At 68.1% G+C, this 16,276-nt stretch carries 15 protein-coding genes and 5 pseudogenes; 13 read left to right on the top strand and 7 right to left on the bottom strand.

Features of this window, described 5'->3' with window-relative positions; translation table 11 throughout:
- Positions 1-237: 237 nt before the first annotated feature.
- A complete protein-coding gene (locus tag ACFXJ5_RS33190) occupies positions 238-2,067 on the top strand; it encodes a sialidase family protein (protein ID WP_384639492.1) in 1,830 nt (609 codons plus the stop codon).
- The gene (locus ACFXJ5_RS33195) at positions 2,068-2,544 is read left to right on the top strand and encodes a hypothetical protein (RefSeq protein ID WP_384639495.1); all 477 of its coding nucleotides are present in this window, start codon (positions 2,068-2,070) and stop codon (positions 2,542-2,544) included.
- A 12-nt stretch (positions 2,545-2,556) separates the two neighbouring features.
- Here the strand turns inward: ACFXJ5_RS33195 and ACFXJ5_RS33200 are convergent.
- A pseudogene (locus ACFXJ5_RS33200) lies at positions 2,557-2,835 on the bottom strand (inorganic diphosphatase); the annotation flags it as partial.
- Between ACFXJ5_RS33200 and ACFXJ5_RS33205 the strand changes: the two are divergent.
- A pseudogene (locus tag ACFXJ5_RS33205) lies at positions 2,831-3,022 on the top strand (helix-turn-helix domain-containing protein); the annotation flags it as partial. The pseudogenes ACFXJ5_RS33200 and ACFXJ5_RS33205 sit on opposite strands and share 5 nt — an antisense overlap.
- A 779-nt stretch (positions 3,023-3,801) precedes the next feature.
- On the opposite strand, the gene ACFXJ5_RS33210 reads toward ACFXJ5_RS33205, so the two are convergent.
- A complete protein-coding gene (locus ACFXJ5_RS33210; RefSeq protein ID WP_384639497.1) occupies positions 3,802-5,061 on the bottom strand; it encodes an MFS transporter in 1,260 nt (419 codons plus the stop codon).
- Between the two features lie 133 nt (positions 5,062-5,194).
- Here ACFXJ5_RS33210 and ACFXJ5_RS33215 point away from each other — a divergent pair, with 133 nt between their 5' ends.
- Positions 5,195-5,719 (top strand): transposase family protein, encoded by a 525-nt coding sequence (locus tag ACFXJ5_RS33215; RefSeq protein ID WP_384639500.1) that lies wholly within the window; start codon positions 5,195-5,197, stop codon positions 5,717-5,719.
- A complete protein-coding gene (locus ACFXJ5_RS33220) occupies positions 5,617-6,417 on the top strand; it encodes an ISAs1 family transposase (RefSeq protein WP_384639503.1) in 801 nt (266 codons plus the stop codon). Before ACFXJ5_RS33215 ends, ACFXJ5_RS33220 begins: the two co-directional genes overlap by 103 nt.
- Before the next feature lie 204 nt (positions 6,418-6,621).
- On the opposite strand, the gene ACFXJ5_RS33225 is transcribed toward ACFXJ5_RS33220, so the two are convergent.
- Entirely contained in the window at positions 6,622-7,212 is a 591-nt protein-coding gene (locus ACFXJ5_RS33225) for a TetR family transcriptional regulator (RefSeq protein ID WP_384639505.1), read from the bottom strand.
- A gap of 106 nt (positions 7,213-7,318) precedes the next feature.
- Here ACFXJ5_RS33225 and ACFXJ5_RS33230 point away from each other — a divergent pair, with 106 nt between their 5' ends.
- The 5 genes and pseudogenes from ACFXJ5_RS33230 to ACFXJ5_RS33245 all read left to right on the top strand — a co-directional run bounded on the left by ACFXJ5_RS33230 (position 7,319) and on the right by ACFXJ5_RS33245 (position 11,507).
- The gene (locus ACFXJ5_RS33230) at positions 7,319-8,812 is read left to right on the top strand and encodes an aldehyde dehydrogenase (protein WP_384639507.1); all 1,494 of its coding nucleotides are present in this window, start codon (positions 7,319-7,321) and stop codon (positions 8,810-8,812) included.
- Between the two features lie 87 nt (positions 8,813-8,899).
- A complete protein-coding gene (locus ACFXJ5_RS33235) occupies positions 8,900-9,841 on the top strand; it encodes an SDR family NAD(P)-dependent oxidoreductase (RefSeq protein ID WP_384639510.1) in 942 nt (313 codons plus the stop codon).
- 359 nt (positions 9,842-10,200) lie between these two features.
- Positions 10,201-10,587 (top strand): annotated as a pseudogene (locus ACFXJ5_RS33240) (transposase family protein); the annotation flags it as partial.
- Between the two features lies 1 nt (position 10,588).
- Positions 10,589-10,897 (top strand): annotated as a pseudogene (locus ACFXJ5_RS41270) (IS110 family transposase); the annotation flags it as partial.
- Between the two features lie 46 nt (positions 10,898-10,943).
- Entirely contained in the window at positions 10,944-11,507 is a 564-nt protein-coding gene (locus tag ACFXJ5_RS33245) for a GNAT family N-acetyltransferase (protein ID WP_384639512.1), read from the top strand.
- An 87-nt stretch (positions 11,508-11,594) separates the two neighbouring features.
- Here ACFXJ5_RS33245 and ACFXJ5_RS33250 read toward each other — a convergent pair whose 3' ends face one another.
- Positions 11,595-12,773 (bottom strand): ISAs1 family transposase, encoded by a 1,179-nt coding sequence (locus tag ACFXJ5_RS33250; protein ID WP_384639515.1) that lies wholly within the window; start codon positions 12,771-12,773, stop codon positions 11,595-11,597.
- Between the two features lie 461 nt (positions 12,774-13,234).
- On the opposite strand from ACFXJ5_RS33250, the gene ACFXJ5_RS33255 reads away from it, so the two are divergent.
- Both ACFXJ5_RS33255 and ACFXJ5_RS33260 read left to right on the top strand, forming a co-directional pair.
- Complete coding sequence (locus ACFXJ5_RS33255; protein WP_384639518.1) at positions 13,235-13,726, top strand: DUF2975 domain-containing protein; 492 nt, start codon at positions 13,235-13,237, stop codon at positions 13,724-13,726.
- The gene (locus ACFXJ5_RS33260) at positions 13,726-13,947 is read left to right on the top strand and encodes a helix-turn-helix domain-containing protein (RefSeq protein ID WP_010981499.1); all 222 of its coding nucleotides are present in this window, start codon (positions 13,726-13,728) and stop codon (positions 13,945-13,947) included. The genes ACFXJ5_RS33255 and ACFXJ5_RS33260 overlap by 1 nt, the downstream gene beginning before the upstream one ends.
- 13 nt (positions 13,948-13,960) lie before the next feature.
- Here the strand turns inward: ACFXJ5_RS33260 and ACFXJ5_RS33265 are convergent.
- Positions 13,961-14,449, bottom strand: a pseudogene (locus tag ACFXJ5_RS33265) (transposase); the annotation flags it as partial.
- Between the two features lie 79 nt (positions 14,450-14,528).
- On the bottom strand, positions 14,529-15,056 hold the full coding sequence (locus ACFXJ5_RS33270) for a DinB family protein (protein ID WP_384639521.1): 528 nt from the start codon (positions 15,054-15,056) through the stop codon (positions 14,529-14,531).
- Between the two features lie 352 nt (positions 15,057-15,408).
- Here ACFXJ5_RS33270 and ACFXJ5_RS33275 point away from each other — a divergent pair, with 352 nt between their 5' ends.
- Entirely contained in the window at positions 15,409-15,705 is a 297-nt protein-coding gene (locus ACFXJ5_RS33275) for a hypothetical protein (RefSeq protein WP_384639524.1), read from the top strand.
- A gap of 23 nt (positions 15,706-15,728) precedes the next feature.
- On the opposite strand, the gene ACFXJ5_RS33280 is transcribed toward ACFXJ5_RS33275, so the two are convergent.
- Positions 15,729-16,253, bottom strand: coding sequence for a heavy metal-responsive transcriptional regulator (locus ACFXJ5_RS33280; protein WP_384639526.1), 525 nt, complete (start codon positions 16,251-16,253; stop codon positions 15,729-15,731).
- Positions 16,254-16,276: the final 23 nt, after the last annotated feature.

Raw genomic sequence — 16,276 nt, forward strand, 5'->3', positions numbered from 1 at the left:
CCGCGATGCCTTCGGCCTGTGCACCGGCTGCGGACAGGCGCTGCCGCATCCAGCACCGCTGCGCCGCCGCCGACCCCGACCGGACTGCCTCCGAGTCAAAAATATTTGTCTCCAGCGCGACGGACACACCGGCCGTCCCCGTAGAGCAGGTGAACGAGCTGTCCGTCCAAGGGTTTCCGCACGCCGTAGCACCTCGCCCCATCGCCCTGATCCGACTCACGAACCCACGAGGTATCCGTGGCTCTGTCCGTCTCCTCCCGCTTTCTCTCCCATCCGCGGTCATGGTGGCGCGTCCTCATCGGCCTCATAGCACTGACCGCCGGCAGCGCGTCCACTCTGCCGGGCAGCATCGCCGGGGCCGCCACTCCCGCTTCCGGCTCGGTCAGCGACACGTCACCCACCGCGACCTGGAGCGCCGGCCCGTTCGCAGTGCCCAACGTAACCGGCACCGCCGGCACACCGAGTTGCACCGGCTCCCAGTTCTGCGACGACTACGCCCTGCGAGTGACCGTACCGTCGGGCTACGACGCCGGGCACAGCGTGCGCATCACTGTGAAATGGCCTGACGCCGCCGCCGACTTCGACCTCTACGTCCTCGGCGCTAACGGCCAGGAGATCGCCGCCTCCGCGTCGTCCAACGACCCTGAGACCGTGGTGCTCCCTGCGGTGACGGCGTCGTACACCGTGCGCGTGGTGCCGTACGCGCCGCTCGGCGACAGTTTCACCGGCACCGCGAGCCTGGTCGGCAATCCGGTCGGACCGCCGCCCGGCACGGGCACGCCACCGACGTACAGCGCTTCTTCCGCGCCCGACAGCATCAAGGACGCTCACAACGCCGGCGAGCCCTCCATCGGCGTGGACCGCGCGACCGGCGCTGCGATGTTCCAGGCGTACACCTCCACGCTGAAGATCGCGTACGACAGCGACGGCACCGCCACCTGGACGGATAAGAGCGCCCAGGCCGCCAACGGCTGCCCGCAGGGCAGCGTCACCAGCCTCGACCCCATCCTGTTCACCGACCCGAAGACCAACCGCACCTTCGAGTCGCAGCTCGCCGGCAAAACCGCGCTGACGTGCTACACCGACGACGACGGCGAGACGTGGACGCCGACGTCCGGTTCCGGCATCAACTCGGGGGTCGACCACCAGACCATCGGCGGCGGCCCGTTCGCCCCGGGCCTCGCCGGCCCGCTGACGTCCTACCCGGACGCGGTGTACTACTGCTCGCAGGACATCGCCGACGCCTCGTGCGCGTCCAGTCACGACGGGGGCCTGACCTACGGGCCTGCCGTCCCGATGTACTCCCTGCTGGACTGCGGCGGCCTGCACGGCCACGTCAAGGTCGCCCCCGACGGCACGGTGTACGTCCCCAACAAGGGCTGCGGCGGCAACCAGGCCGTGGCGGTGTCCCAGGACAACGGTCTGACCTGGACCGTCCGAAAGAACCTGGACAGCACGGCCGGCGACAGCGACCCCAGCGTGGGGATCGGCGCGGCCGGCACCGCCTACATGGGGTACCAGAACGGCGACGGCACCGCGCACATCGCCGTCAGCCACGACAAGGGCGCCACCTGGCTGTACGACCAGAACGTCGGCCGGTCTCTGGGCATCAAGAACGTCGTCTTCCCCGTGGTGACCGCCGGAGACGACAACCGCGCCTCCTTCGCCTTCCTCGGCACCGCCACCGGCGGCAACTACCAGGACCCGTCCTTCACGGGCGTCTGGCATCTGTACGTGGCCACGACCTACGACGGCGGCCAGTCCTGGGTCACCGCTGACGCGACCCCGAACGACCCGGTGCAGAAGGGCTCGATCTGCACCGGCGGCACCACCTGCGGCCAGGACCGCAATCTGCTGGACTTCAACGACATCACCACCGACGCCCAGGGCAGGACGGTCGTGGCCTACGCCGACGGCTGCACCGGCGCCTGTGCCACGGGAGGTCCGCAGAACTTCGACGCCCTGGCCACCATCAGCCGCCAGGCCACCGGCAATACGCTGTACGGCGCGTACGACGCCCTGGTCAGCGGCAAGCACGCGAAGCCCAAGCCCAAGGGAGGCCAGTAGGTGAAGCCCCTCGCCCCAGCCGTGATGCTCACCGGTGCCGTGCTCACCGGCATGTTCGTTACCGGTTGCGCCCACGGCACCCCGGCCGGCAAACCCTCTGCCGTGCCGTCGCAGGTGGCGAACGCGGCGGAAACGGCGCCAGGCGGCTGCCCCACCAGTACGTCGCTGCCACTGCCCAAGGAGTTCCCGGCGACTCTGCCGGTTCCCGAACGCGCCACCGTCACCTCCGCGGAGCACCGCTCGGGCAATCGCCTGGTCGTCAACACGGTGGTGCACGGCGGTTTCCGGGCCACCTTGTCCTTCATGCAGCAGCGGCTGCCCAAGGCCGGGTACACGCCCGCGGAGGGCGAGGTGGAGACGTACGACGCCGAGTCGAACTTCTCCTCCGCGACCGTCGCAGGGCGCTGGACGCTGCGTGCGGTGCCCGGGTGTCCCGACGCGGTGTATCTGACCTACCTGACGTCTCCGAAGTCCTGACGTCACATCCCGTCAAACGCGGCGGCGCGTCAGGTACGTCACTGTCACTCCGCCGCAGCGGTCGAGGCGGGGGGCGTCGAGTGGCGTGCTCTGGGTGACAGCGGAGATCTGCACGTCGATCTCGGCGTACGCGGCGTCCCGACCCTCCCAGTACGCGCCCTCGACGGACTTGCCGGGCTCCAGATCCTTGTAGACCTCGAAGAAATGGGTGATCTCCATCCGGTCGAACTCGGGGAAGTCACCGATGTCCTGGACGTTGGCGTGGCGCGGGTCGTGAGCGGAGACGCAGAGCCGCATCCTGCTGGTCACGGCCTACTGGCGTCCGAACTTGACACTGCGCCAGCTCGCCCCGTTGTTCGGCATCTCAAAGTCCGCCGCGGACCGAATTGTCGACCACCTCGGTCCGCTGCTCGCACTCCAGCCCCGCAAGCGATTCCGCAAGGACACTGTGGTCATCGTGGACGGCACCCTGGTGCCCGCTGGAGAACGTCGATCAGGGAAGATGGCACGCGAGCGCGACCCCCTGGTTCGTGATCAACGGCTTCGAGAACCTTGATCATCAACGGTCGCGTTCGTCGCAACAAGCACGGACAAGCAGGCCATCAGAACACGTCCGCGTGCGAGTTGCTCATCTCGCGGCGTGAGAACGCACGCGCCCTGCTTAAGTCCTGACGTCGTCCCACAGCGGATCGGGCATCACACCATGCTGCCCGCCAAGCCCATCAAGCGCAGCCCGGTTCCTTGACGAACCACATAGAGGCACCCCCCGGCCCCGTCACAGGCCCAAAGTAGGCCGCACACCAGACGGACAGGACCCCAACCACCGCCCCACAGGTGCCAGCAGCGCGACCGGGATCGATCCCCATCGATCAGAGAGCTGGCCGCCTACTCATTACTGACCCACGCTCCTAGCGGCAGAACCCTCTGAACTGCACGAACAATCAAACTAGTTCGGTCAACACACCCTCGCGGGCTTCGGCCTCGCAAACTCTCTGGTGGCGAATTCTGGAGCCATCGGCGGAGTGGACATGGTGCATCCGCGGCTGCGGATCCTCGGTCGCGGCGTACAGGCGCACCGGTCGCAAAAGAGATCGTCCGTGGAGATGCGCGGGGATCGACAGATTCTTGGCCAGGTATGGGCTGCGTGCCCTCACCGGCACCCAGGTGTGATGCGTGCTCGGCGCGAATGCGAGGACGCGGGTTCAGCCCTTGCCCGAAAGCTGGGCACCGCTCCAGGCGGCCTGTTCGTTTAGCCACTCAGCCCGGTGCGGCCGCCGGGGACTCCGCCTGCCGAAAACCTGGCAGGGTCAGGCACAGCACGGCCGCGACGGCAGTCGTGGCGGCGAAGAAGCCTACCGCCCAGGCGCCGGACGCGTGCTGGATCAGCAGGCCGGCGATCAGTGGCGCTAGCGTTGCCAGCGCGGTGGCCGCCGTCATCACGGTGCTGATGACTCGGCCACGCATTCCCTCCGGCGCGCTGCGCAGCACCACGGCCACCAGAGCGGCGTTCGCGGCCGGAGCAAGCAGCAGCGCCAGGGCGACCGGCGCCGCCAACAGCGGTGACGGGATGAGCAAGGCCGCAGCGCCGAACAGCAGGGCCGCGGCCATGGTGATCGTGGTGGCCAGGGTTGCCAGGCGCATGCGACCTTGCAGCCGGGGTGCGACTACGGCGCCGAGAAGCCCGCCGGCCGCGATGGCTGCTTGCACCAGGCCGATCACCGCGGTGGAGGTACCGCCCTGTCGCATCGCGAGGGTGATGCTGAAGATCACGCCGCTGAAGGCGAAGTTCAGCAGGGGCGTCTGGATCACCGCCGCGCGCAGAATGGGCACCTGCCAGACGACCTGCAGGCCATCGGCCACCTCGCGCCACAAGGCCTTGCGCCCGGCCGCGTTCTTAGGGCGGAACCGCCCGCGGATCCGGCTCACCGTGCCGAACGAGACCACGAAGGAGACGGCGTCGGCCAAGAACGGAACGGCCCGGCCCACCCCGAACAGCACCCCGCCGAGCGCCGGGCCGGCCAGGCTGGCACCGTACGTCCGCGCTTCGGTGGCCGCCCACGCCTGCTCGAGCTGGACGTCCGGCACGATTCCCGGCAGCGCGGCGGCGGCGGACGGGTCGAAGATGGCGCCGGCAGCCCCCTCGATCAGGCTCACGGCCAGGACCACCGGCCAGGACGCGAGATCCAGCACGATCAGGATGCCGAGCAGAGCCAGCAGGACGGCGCGCACGACGTCACAGATGATCATCGTCAGCCGCCGGTCGAACCGGTCCGACAGCGCCCCGGCGGGCAGCTGCAGGCATAGCAGGGTAATGGCCCGCACCGTACCTACCACCCCGGCGAGCACCACCGAGTGGGTCAGGGCAAGGATGAGCAGCGGGTAGGCGATCCCGCTGATCTGCGTGCCGGTATCGGACAGCAGTTGGCCGATCCACAGCATCCGGAAGCCCGTGTTGCGCCGGAGCGGAACCTTTCGTGGCACATCGGTGGCTATCTCGATTCCGCTGGCGTCGCTCACCCTCAACACGATAGGCGCCGAGGTCGTCACTCAGGTGTCGGATCTTGGACAGGGAGCCGGGTGAACGTCGAAGGGCGCTATCGTCCATGATCACGTTGATTCCACTCAGCATGATCGTGAAGGCCGCGCCCGCATGCCCTCCTGCCCGACCCCGCCCACGTCCCGCCAACTCGCCGAGCAACACGGCCTCGCTGCTGAGGAGTTGTGCACGCCCGAGACGCTTCCCTCGCTGCCGGACGCGGTCCGTACCGTCCCCGATCCGCGCGCGGCGCACCTGGTCGCCCACCCCTGGCCGATGCTGCTCGGCCTGGTCGCCTGCGCCCTGCTGTGCGGGGGGCGCTCGGTCCGCGGTGTGGTCCGCTGGGCGAGCGGCCAGGGCGCGGGCACCCTCGCTGCCCTCGAAGTCCCCGACGGCGGCCTGGACAGACTGCCGGTGGCCACCACCCTCACCCGCGCGCTGGCCCGGGTGGACGCCGACGCGCTGGACGCCGCCGTCGGTGCGTTCGTGCAGGCCCACACCGCCGACCCGCTGGCGGCATCGCCGGAGATCCCCCCGTGCTGCAGCTGGCAGCGGACGGCAAGACCGTGCGCGGCGCCCGCGACAGCGAGGGCCTGCAGCTGCACCTGCTCGGCGTCTACCAGGTCGACCCGGGTGTGATGCTCGCTCAGCGGGAGATGCGCCACAAACCGCACGAGACGGTGCACTTCACCGCCGCTCTCGACCTGATCGCCGACATCACCGGCGCGATCGTCACCGCCGATGCCCTGCACACCGTCGCCAGCCACGCCCACTACCTTCACCGCCGCGGCGCCTTCGGCCTCTTCCCCGTCAAGGAGAACCGCCCCACCCTGTTCGCTCAGTTGGACGCCCTCGACTGGGACGAGACCACCAACTCGCACATCACCGTGCACCGCACACAGGAGACCAACTCAGGCCGCCACGAGATCCGCATCGTGCGAGTGCAGCCCCTCACACCGGGGCAGGTGAACTTCCCGCACGCCACGCGGGCCTTGCTCGTCGAGCGGTACACCACCGGACGCGGCGACGGAAAGATCCGCGCGGATGCCGAACTCGGCATCACCACTGCCCCACTCGACGTTGCCGACACCGCCGTCCTCGCCCGCTGCGTCCGCGGCCAGTGGGCCATCGAGGCACAGCACTTCGTCCGCGACGTGACCTTCGGCGAGGACGCCTGCCGCGCCCGCACCGGCAGCCTGCCCCGGGCCCTCGCAACCTTCCGCAGCCTGGCGATCAGCCTCGCCCACCTCGCCGGGTGGAGGAACAACGCCGCCGCCCACGACCACTACCGCAACCATCCCGCCGAGGCCCTACGCGAACTCGGTCTCACCGGATGAGCACGCATCACGCCTACGTAGGCGGGCGAGGCGGCGCGGGGCGATCACCGGGTGGTCGCTTTCAATGCGGCTCTGATTGCGCTGGGCAAATACCGGCGCTGAAAACTACGGCGGCCCCGATGGCGCGGACCGCGCGCCCGGCGACGGAGCCGAACACGGCACGGCAGGGAACCTCTCAGGCCAGCTGCTGAGGCAGCCGCGTCTCTACGCCGAGCCGACTGCGTCTTTTGGGACGGGTACACATAGGCGGCGGGCGGCTTCGACGATGACGGCCCGGTGTTCGGCCAGCCGTTCCGGCCGGTAGGGGTCGGTGCCGTCGGCAGCCGTGAGGAGATCTCGCGGCGCGAGAACCCAGCTCTGGGTGAGCCCGGTGATGAGGACTAGCAGGTCTGTCGACGGCAGTTGCCCGGCGGCTGAATCCGCGGTCATCCGGGCCACCTTCTCGCTGTACACGTCCGCCGCGTCGGGGCCCAGCTCGGGCCGTTCCAGCTGGCGCCACAGATGCATGCGCAGCGCGGCGGGGTGGTGGGTCAGGTAGTCGAACATGCGGCCCGCGTATCCGGGCAGGTCGTCCTCGGTGAGCGGCACCGCGTCGTTCAGTTCGCTGATGACCTTGTGCAGGGCGGCGGCGAACAAGAGCTCTTTGTTGGTGTAGTACACGTAGATGGACCGCTTGTTGGCGCCCGAGACCTCGGCGATGCGGTCGATGCGAGCACCGGCGAAGCCGGAGGCGCTGAACTCCTCGATCGCCGCCCTGAGGATCTTTGCGCGGGTTGCTGCGGAGTCGTAGGCCATGAGCCCAGCCTAAGGTAACCAACCAGTTATTGACAAACCTTGGACCCCGTGCCTAGATAGTAACTATCCAGTTATTTTCATTACTGGCCGTTACGGAAGGTATGTCATGAGTGCTTCCTCTTCCTCGCCCTCCTCGCCCGTGTTCGAGCGGGACCTCTTCATCAACAACACCTGGCGTCCCGGCTCCTCCGGCGAGCGCATCACGGTCGTCGACCCTGCGACCGAGAAGGAGATCGGGTCCGCTGCCGCGGCCGCCTTCGAGGACATCGACGCGGCCGTCGCCGCGGCCCGTACCGCGTTCGACTCCGGTCCGTGGCCGCGACTGACCCTGCGGGAGCGGGCCGAGATCCTGACGAGGTTCGCCGTAGAGCTGGAGAAGGACGCGGATCCGGTCACCGAGGTGCTGGTCGCCGAGACCGGCCTGACGGTCGGGCAGAGCCGCGGTGGGGCCCTGACCATGCCCGGCCTGCTGCGCTACTACGCCTCCCTGGCGGACACAACGGAGCTGACCGAACTGCGCACTGGTGTGTCGGGGGTCGGTGCCCGCATCGAGAAGCGGCCGGTGGGCGTCGTGGCGGCCATCGTCCCGTGGAACGCCCCGCTCGCGCTCGCCGCGTTCAAGCTGCCGCAGGCCCTGCTGGCCGGCTGCACCGTCATCATGAAGCCGTCGGAGGACACTCCCCTGAGTGCGGGCTACTTCGCCGACGCCGCGCTGCGGGCGGGGCTGCCCGCCGGTGTGCTGAACATCGTCAACGCCCTGCCCGCGGGCGGCGACTACCTGGTGCGCCACCCGGGCGTCGACAAGATCACCTTCACCGGCAGCACCGTGGTCGGGCGGCGCATCGCCGCCGCTGCCGCCGACACCCTCAAGCAGCTGACGCTTGAACTCGGGGGGAAGTCGCCGGCACTCGTGCTGGACGACGCCGATCTGGAGCGCATCGTGGAGACCCTGGTGCCGGGGGTCACCGGGAACAACGGGGAGAGCTGCACCAATCCCAGCAGGCTCATCGTGCCCGAGCACCGGCATGACGAGATCGTCGGTGCTCTGGCCGAGGCGTTCGCCGAGCTGACCGTCGGCGATCCCCGCGACCCGTCCACCGACGTGGGCGCGATGGTCACCCGTAAGCACTACGAGCGGGTCCTGGACTACCTCGCCTCCGCGGAGAAGGAAGGCGGCACCTTCGCCGTCGGCGGCGGCCGGGCTCCCGGCCATGACGTCGGCTACTACGTCGCCCCCACGATCGTCACCGGCGTGTCACCGGACGCCAAGGTCGCACAGGAGGAGATCTTCGGACCCGTCCTGACCGTCCTGACCTACCGGGACGAGGACGAGGCCATCCGCATCGCCAACCACACCGAGTTCGGCCTGTCCGGCGCCGTCTACAGCACCGACACCGAGCGCGCCCTGCGCGTGGCCCAGCAGATCCACGCCGGCACCGTGAACCTGAACAACGGCATCACCGTCGACATCGGCGTGCCGTTCGGCGGCGTCAAGCAGTCCGGCTACGGCCGCGAACTCGGCCCCGAAGGCCTGGACGCCTTCTTCAACACGCACGTCATCTTCCTCAACGGAGAACCCCTGCGCGTGATCAGCGGCTGACAGCAGCACGACTCGGTCCGGTCCGCCCTGGCGGACCGGACCGTTCCCCTCCCACCGCACAGACGTCACCACACTTGGACAACAGCCATGCGAATCACCACTCCGTTCACGGCCTCAAGCACCGCCATGGACGTCATCGCCGGCGTCGACCTCACCGGCCGGGCGATGATCGTCACCGGCGCCTCCTCGGGCATCGGCGTCGAAACCGCTCGTGCCCTCGCGGCCGGCGGAGCCCACCTCACTCTCGCCGTCCGTGACCTGGACGCCGGACAGCGCACCGCCGACGTCATCGCAGCCACGACCGGCAATGACCGCGTCAGCGTACGCCGACTCGACCTCACCGACCTGGACTCCATCGACGCATTCGTTGCCGGATGGAACGGCCCGCTGCACGCCCTGATCCACAACGCCGGCGTCATGGAGACACCGCAGAGGTACACCCGCTACGGCTGGGAACTCCAGTTCGCCACCAACCACCTGGGGCACTTCGCGCTGACCCTGGCCCTTCATGACGCCCTCGCCGAAGCGGCGACGACCACCGGCGAGGCACGCATCGTCGCCGTCAGCTCCAGCGGCCACGGCAGCTCACCCGTCCGCTTCGACGACCTGTTCTTCCGCCGTCGCCCCTATGACCCCGGGTACGCCTACGGACAGTCCAAGACCGCCCAGATCCTCTTCGCTGTAGAAGCCACCCGCCGCTGGGCCCATCACGGCATCACCATCAACGCGCTGATGCCCGGCGGCATCTGGACGAACCTGCAACGGCATTGGGACCCTGACCGGCGCGCGCGACTCAAGGCCGCCATCCCCGGCAAGACGCCCCTGCAGGGAGCTGCCACCAGCGTGCTTCTGGCCGCCTCCCCCCTGCTCCAAGGCGTCAGTGGCCGCTACTTCGACGACTGCAACGAGGCCGAACCCGTCGAAGAAATCATCGACGGCCAGCACGGGGTACGCCCATGGGCTCTCGACAAAGACGCCGCCAGGCGCCTGTGGGACGTCTCGATCGCCCTCATCGACGCAGCCCGATGATGACCCGCCACGCCCACGAGCCACCCGAAACAGGCTTCCCGTCCGCCCCATGGCGGCAGGCCACCGTCTCCGCCACCCCGATTGACGCCAGCGCCAGGGCCGGTGAAGCCAGATCATGCCCAGCCGCAGCGCGGAAGTGGACAGACCCGGGCCGAACGGGCGGACAAAGACGTTGTAGCTCCTGCGGGAACAGGCTGACCTTGTGCGGCTGCCCCTGCACCAAGACCATCGTCGTTCTGTCACCCAGCCAACCCAACCTCCCTGTCAAGAAGGTTGGGGCCGCCGGACTGTAAGCGGCGCAACTCCTGGTAAACGGGTTCAAGACCCAAGATCACCCGCGCCCTGCCAGGAGCTTCATCGTGCTGGGCCACCCGTCCGCGAATGACCTGTCCAGTTCGATCCTTCGGTTCCTGTCCCGGCGTCTGAGTGAGCGGCGAAAGCAGCTGCGGACACGCTGGCGACGGCTGTCGACGGGACGTCAGGCCCTGCTCACCCTGGCCCACCTGCGTCGGGGCGACACCTACAGCCAACTGGCCGCAGCATTCAGGGTGGGCATCGCCACCGTCCACCGCTACATCCGCGAGGCGGTCGAGGTCCTGGCCGCCCTCGCCCCCACTCTGCAGCAAGCGATAGCCGCTGCGGAAAGCAAGGCGTTCGTGATCCTGGACGGCACGCTCCTGCCGATCGACCGCATCGCCGCAGACCGCCCCTACTACTCGGGGAAACACAAGAAGCACGGCATGAACGGCCATCCGCCGCGCGGGCGTGAACCGCCTGGCCAAGTGGCTGTCCGCCCTCAAAGTCCGCAACGCCCATGCCCTCGCGACCGCGGCAGTCGAGGCCGCCGAGCGGCAGCACACCGCCGTCCCCGGCGAAACCGCCATCGCGGCGATGGTGCGCGCACTGGTCGAGGAGGTGATCACCCTCAACGAGAAGATCACGGAAGTCGACAAGCTCATCGAGGGACGGTTTCGCGGCCACGAACTCGCCGACGTGATCACCAGCATGCCGGGGATCGGAGCCCTGCTGGGCGCCGAGTTCCTGGCCGCCGTGGGCAGCGAGCCGTTGAACTGCCCGCCCTGCTTTAGGCATGATCAACTCTGTGGACACCTACCTGGAGACCGAGCGCCCGACCCTGCGCCGCTTCACTACCGACGACGCGGACTTGCTGATCGAGTTGGACAGCGACGCCGCGGTGATGCGCTATCTGACCGGGGGCAATCCGACCGCCCCGGAGATTGTCCGCGAGCGCCACCTGCCAAACATCATCGCCGGCTACGAGAGGTGGCGCGGCGATCTTGGACTGTTCGCCGCGCACGAGAAGGACAGCGGCGCGTTCATCGGCTGGTTCTGCCTGCGTCCCGAGCCGCAGGGCCCGCTGGACGAGGTCGAACTTGGCTACCGGCTGCGGCAGGCGGCTTGGGGTAAGGGTTATGCCACCGAAGGCTCGCGGGCTTTGCTTGGCAAGGCGTTCACAGGGCTCGGTGTGCGCATGGTCTGGGCTGAGACGATGGCCGTGAACCACGGTTCGCGCAACATCATGGAGAAGCTCGAAATGACCCTCGCGGACACCATCCCCACTCCCCCCGACATGGAGATGATCGAGGGCTCCGAGCACGGGGGCGTGCGGTACGAGATCACCAAGGAACAGTGGGAGCAGCAGTAGCCACTGTGCGAACGGCCGTTCCGCATCCACGCCCACTGCAACCGGTAGGTGGACGGCAGAGGTCGCACCAGCAGGGTTGATGTGTTCTCAGGCTTCAGGAACGAGTAGTTGGAGTGCGTGGTCGGTTCGTGACCGGTAGTGGTCGGTCGCGGCGGCGATGTTCGTCCAGCCGGCCTGGCGGATGAGGCCGATGGCGAGGTTGCGGAGGGTTGCCATCGCGCGGGGTGCGGTGCCGGTGCGGACGCGGGAAGCGTCCTCGGCGAAGGTCACGTCTCTCACGTGGTGCAGGGCCTCGACCTGCCAGTGTCCACAGATCAGTCCGGCGATCCGTTGCGGGGTGGCCTTCTCGGGAGCGAGGCTGGTGACCGCGTAAATCGTCTTGATGGTGGTCTTGTTCGTCGTGCGGCTGGTGCGGCGGCGCTTGACCTCGATGGCCTGCACTGCGTACGGGAAGAGGAGTCCGGGCTGGACGGTGCAGACCTTGAGCCGGCGGATCTCGCGTCGGCCATGGCCCTGTTCGCGGATGCGGTGCTGCAGTGGGACCTCGCGCCAGGGCAGATGCCGTAGCTGCCGGCGGAGTAGCTTCTGGTTGCCCTTGACGACCAGGATGTAGTGCCCGCCCCGGGCGATGACGTGCTGGGCATGTCCGGTCTGGGTGTGCATCGCGTCGGCGGTGATGACACATCCACGGAGATCGAGCCGTTCCAACAGCGGTGCGAAGGCAGGGATTTCATTGCTCTTCGCGGCGATATGCCGCTGGGAGACCACGGCCTGGCCCTCGTGCAGGACGGCGGCAAGGAGGTGGATGGCCGCCTTCTCGCCGGTGCGGCTGCCACGTACGGCCTTGCCGTCGACGGCCACACCCACCAGCTCCGAGGCGCCTTCGTCGGCCGGGTCACTCGCGTGCCGGGCCAGCCAGGCGCCCACGGCGTCGTCGAGGGTGTCACCGTCCAAACGTGACAGCAGGCGGCCCAGGGTGGTCGCGCGCGGTGGACGGCGCAGCCCGATCCTTGCCCGCACCTCGGGAGAGGCATCAATGGCATAGCGGGCGATGCCGGCCAGCGTGGTGGCGCCGCCGAGCACTGCGAGCAGGCACAGGGCGAGCAGTGACCCCAGCCGGTAGTGGCGGCCTCGCACCCGTCGTGGATCGGGAAGCCGGTCCAACACCTCGCACAGCGCGGCAAGTTCGGACAGCCCCGCAGACAGGTGCAGCAGGTCGACGTCCTCACGGCGGCGCTGGAGAACGTCGATCAGGGAAGATGGCACGCGAGCGCGACCCCCCTGGTTCGTGATCAACGGCTTCGAGAACCTTGATCATCAACGGTCGCGTTCGTCGCAACAAGCACGGACAAGCAGGCCATCAGAGCACGTCCGCGTGCGAGTTGCTCATCTCGCGGCGTGAGAACGCACGCGCCCTGCTTAAGCTGTTTTCCCAGCTCATCCAGGTGCGGCCACGACTGAGCAACACCTACTGAGGTTGTGGTCGCGGCACTCCGGCATCTGTCGTCGCCAGCCCCCCGGGGCTTCGGCGTAGTCGGGTGGCGTCCGATTTGTGTTCAAGTGAGGCCGACTTCGACAAGATCAAGACGGTTCGGGCAACCGCCATGCCATGGGATGCGGCGGCGTCCCGTCATGGTGCGAGACTGCCGCCCACCCTCCGTCCCCGCCCTTGTCTCACCTATCGAATTTCGATAGATTCTCATCGCGACTCGATGGAAGGATGGGCTGTGGGAAAGCTGACAGTGCTTGCGCTGCGCGCCGTGCTCGCGGTGGTGCTCGCCGGCACCGTGTTCGTACAGGCATCGATGGTGTGGGTGTTGGTCAGCGGGAGCGACCCGGAGGACGGGTCGCTCCCGCTGACCCCGCTGCGCGTGATCACGATCCTGGGCATGGTGTCGGTCCAGGCCGCCCTGGTCTGCGTATGGCGGCTGGTGACGATGGTGCGTCGCGGAACCGTGTTCTCCCATGGGGCCTTCCGGTACGTGGACGGCGTGATCGGCGCGATCGTGGCGGCTGCCCTCGTGTGGTTCGCGGTCACGGTCCTCAATGCGCCGGGCCAGCGGGACGACCCGGGCGTCACCGTCATCATGGGCGGGGTTGGCTTGGCCATCCTGGGGGTCGCGCTCATCGTGCTCGTGCTGCGGATGCTGCTCGCCCAGGCGGTCGCGCGCGACGTCGAAGCGGCGCAGATGCAGGCCGAGTTGGACGAGGTGATCTGATGCCGATCGCCGTCGACATCGACGTGATGCTGGCCAGGCGGAAGATGTCCGTGGGCGAGCTCGCGGACCGCGTAGGGATCACGCCCGCCAACCTGGCGGTACTCAAGAACGGCCGCGCCAAGGCGGTGCGCTTCGCGACCCTCGCCGCGCTCTGCGAGGTGCTCAAGTGCCAGCCGGGCGACCTACTGCGCTGGGAGGCCGAGGACGCCGCAGGCGGATGACATGCTCTTCCAAGCGGTTGGCTCCCGCCGCGACCAGGCCGAGCAGGACGCCGCGGGCATCAGTGGCGACCGAGCGTTTCAGGCCCTGCTTCCCGCGGTCCACCGGGGACCGGCCCGCACTCTGGCCGCCGCACGGGGCCTTGGTGATGCAACCATCCACGGATATCTCGGTCAGTTCCAGGCCGATCATCCGGTCGTACGCTTCCAGAGCAAGAACGTGCACTGCTTTGGATATCCCCTGCTCAGCCCACTCTTTGACACATCGACGGATGGTCCGGTCAGAGCATCCGGGGCTAGGGACCCGTTCGTAGCCCGAGCCGTGGACCAAAGCGAGCACCACGTGCTCGAACACACTCCGGTCAGGGACACGGCGGCGGTGGCAGCCAAGCGGGTGGCCCGCAGCGAACTCCTCCCGAGCGGGCAGGAGCGCCACGAAATGGTTCCAGAGGGGTTCGAGCAGGCACGGCTGTCCTTTGTGATCAATGAGCGTAGAGAACTCCATGATCACGGGGACCCGCGCCCGTTCTGATGCTCATCCCATCTCCCGGGCACCTGCCGCCGGATCGGTCTGGGAAAGAAGCTCAGTCACCTGTTGCCCCGTCGGTCCGCTCCCGCAGAAAGTCGGCGTGACCGTTGTGGCGGGCGTACTCCTGGATCATCAACACGTAGACCCAGCGCAGGCTGAGGGAAACTCCGCGAGAGGACACGAAGGTCTCGTCGAGGTCGTACCCGGCCGCTGCCGCGTCGCACGCTTTGACCTCGGTCAGGAACAATCCGAAGTCTCTCTCCGCATCGGCTGCGTGAACTCCGTCGAGTCCCTCATTGCCGTCTGACGGGCCGGTGAAGACATCGCCGATAGCCTCGCCTGCGAAGCTTCGCCGGAACCACCATCGCTCTACCTCCGCCATGTGGCGAACCAAGCCAAGGAGGGTGAGGTTCGACGGCTCTACGGTCGCCCGCGACAATTGGGCCGGCTCAAGCCCCGTGCACTTGGCCAGCAACGTTTCCCGGTGCCAGCTCAGCCAACCCTCCAACATCTGGCGCTCAGTTACGGTACCCAGGCCGCCTAGCTGCTTGGTGCGCTCGACCGGTGGTGCTGTCCATGTCATGGATCCACCCTGCACCGCCATCTTGGAGGGTTCAAGCAGGCGAAATGGCAGGTCCGTGGACCCGTGGCCGTTCTGCCGCCCCCGTCGCCTCCCGGGCGCCTATTGCCGGTCGATCTTAGCACCTGTATCTGCAGGTCAGGAACCGTTTGGAGGCGTCACGAAAGTGGTGGTTGACGCCTCTCACGCCCTACGGTTCGTCAGCGTCTCAAGGGGGCTGGCGATGACAGATGCTGGAGTGCCGCGATCACAACCTCAGTAGGTGTCGCTCAGTCGTGGCCCCACCTGGCTGAGCTGGGAAAACAGCTTAAGTCACTGGCATTGGCATTGGCACTGGCACTAACCTCGATGATTCGTGACGGTCCGTTGGTTCGCCCGGCCGGCCGTTTCGGTATTTCGTGTGGGTGGTGGGCAAGCCGAGCGCCCGGCTGTCGTGCCGGGTGAGCGCCGGGTTGTCGCCGTGTTCGTTACGCTCGTGTGGCTGGTCACGGCGGTGCGCTTCCTGCGCCTGGAGCCCTCCGGACCGAGTGGCTATCCGCCCGGCGGCGCCGGTGTGCGCGAACCGCGCCGGCCAAAGCCGCGTCGGCCCGCTGACGCCATCGCCTTGCCGACGCCCGATGATGCTCCCAGCGATGCGATCGCCTGGGCCTGAGAGCGTGGGCCAGGGCCGACATGTCAACTTCCGTTGAGGATGCGGCAGATGGGTCCGTCGGGGCAGGTGCTGGGGTCGGTTGCGTCAGCCGTCGCCTTGAGGTCGAGCAGTGCGGTCCTGGCGCGGGTGAGTTCGTCGATGCGCTCCTCCACTTGGCGCAGATGGTCGGTGATCAGTGTGCTGACGTGCTCGCAGGGCGGTTGACCGTCGTCCCTGATGGCGAGGACGCCACGGATCTCGGCGAGGGTGAGGCCGGCGGCCTGGGCGTTGCGGGTGAAGGCCACCCGCTCGGCGGCCTGGGCGGGGTAGTCGCGGTAGCCGGAGGGCGTGCGGGGTGGCTCGGGCAGCAGTCCGGCCTGCTCGTAGAACCGGATGGTCTTCTGCTCCGGGAGCTGCGCTTTACCGGCATCTGTACGGCGGTCTGATCTGCACCATCGATGTACGGAACGACCCGGTGGCGGTCTACGACGTGCCTGTACGCCACCTAGGCACAGAGCAGAACCCCACACGGTGCATCCAGAACGCTTCCAGCAGCTCTGCGTCGACACCTCTTGGCACGGCGCCCGACATC

It is taken from the genome of Streptomyces sp. NPDC059373 (assembly GCF_042751495.1).
In the GTDB taxonomy this organism is placed as follows: domain Bacteria; phylum Actinomycetota; class Actinomycetes; order Streptomycetales; family Streptomycetaceae; genus Actinacidiphila.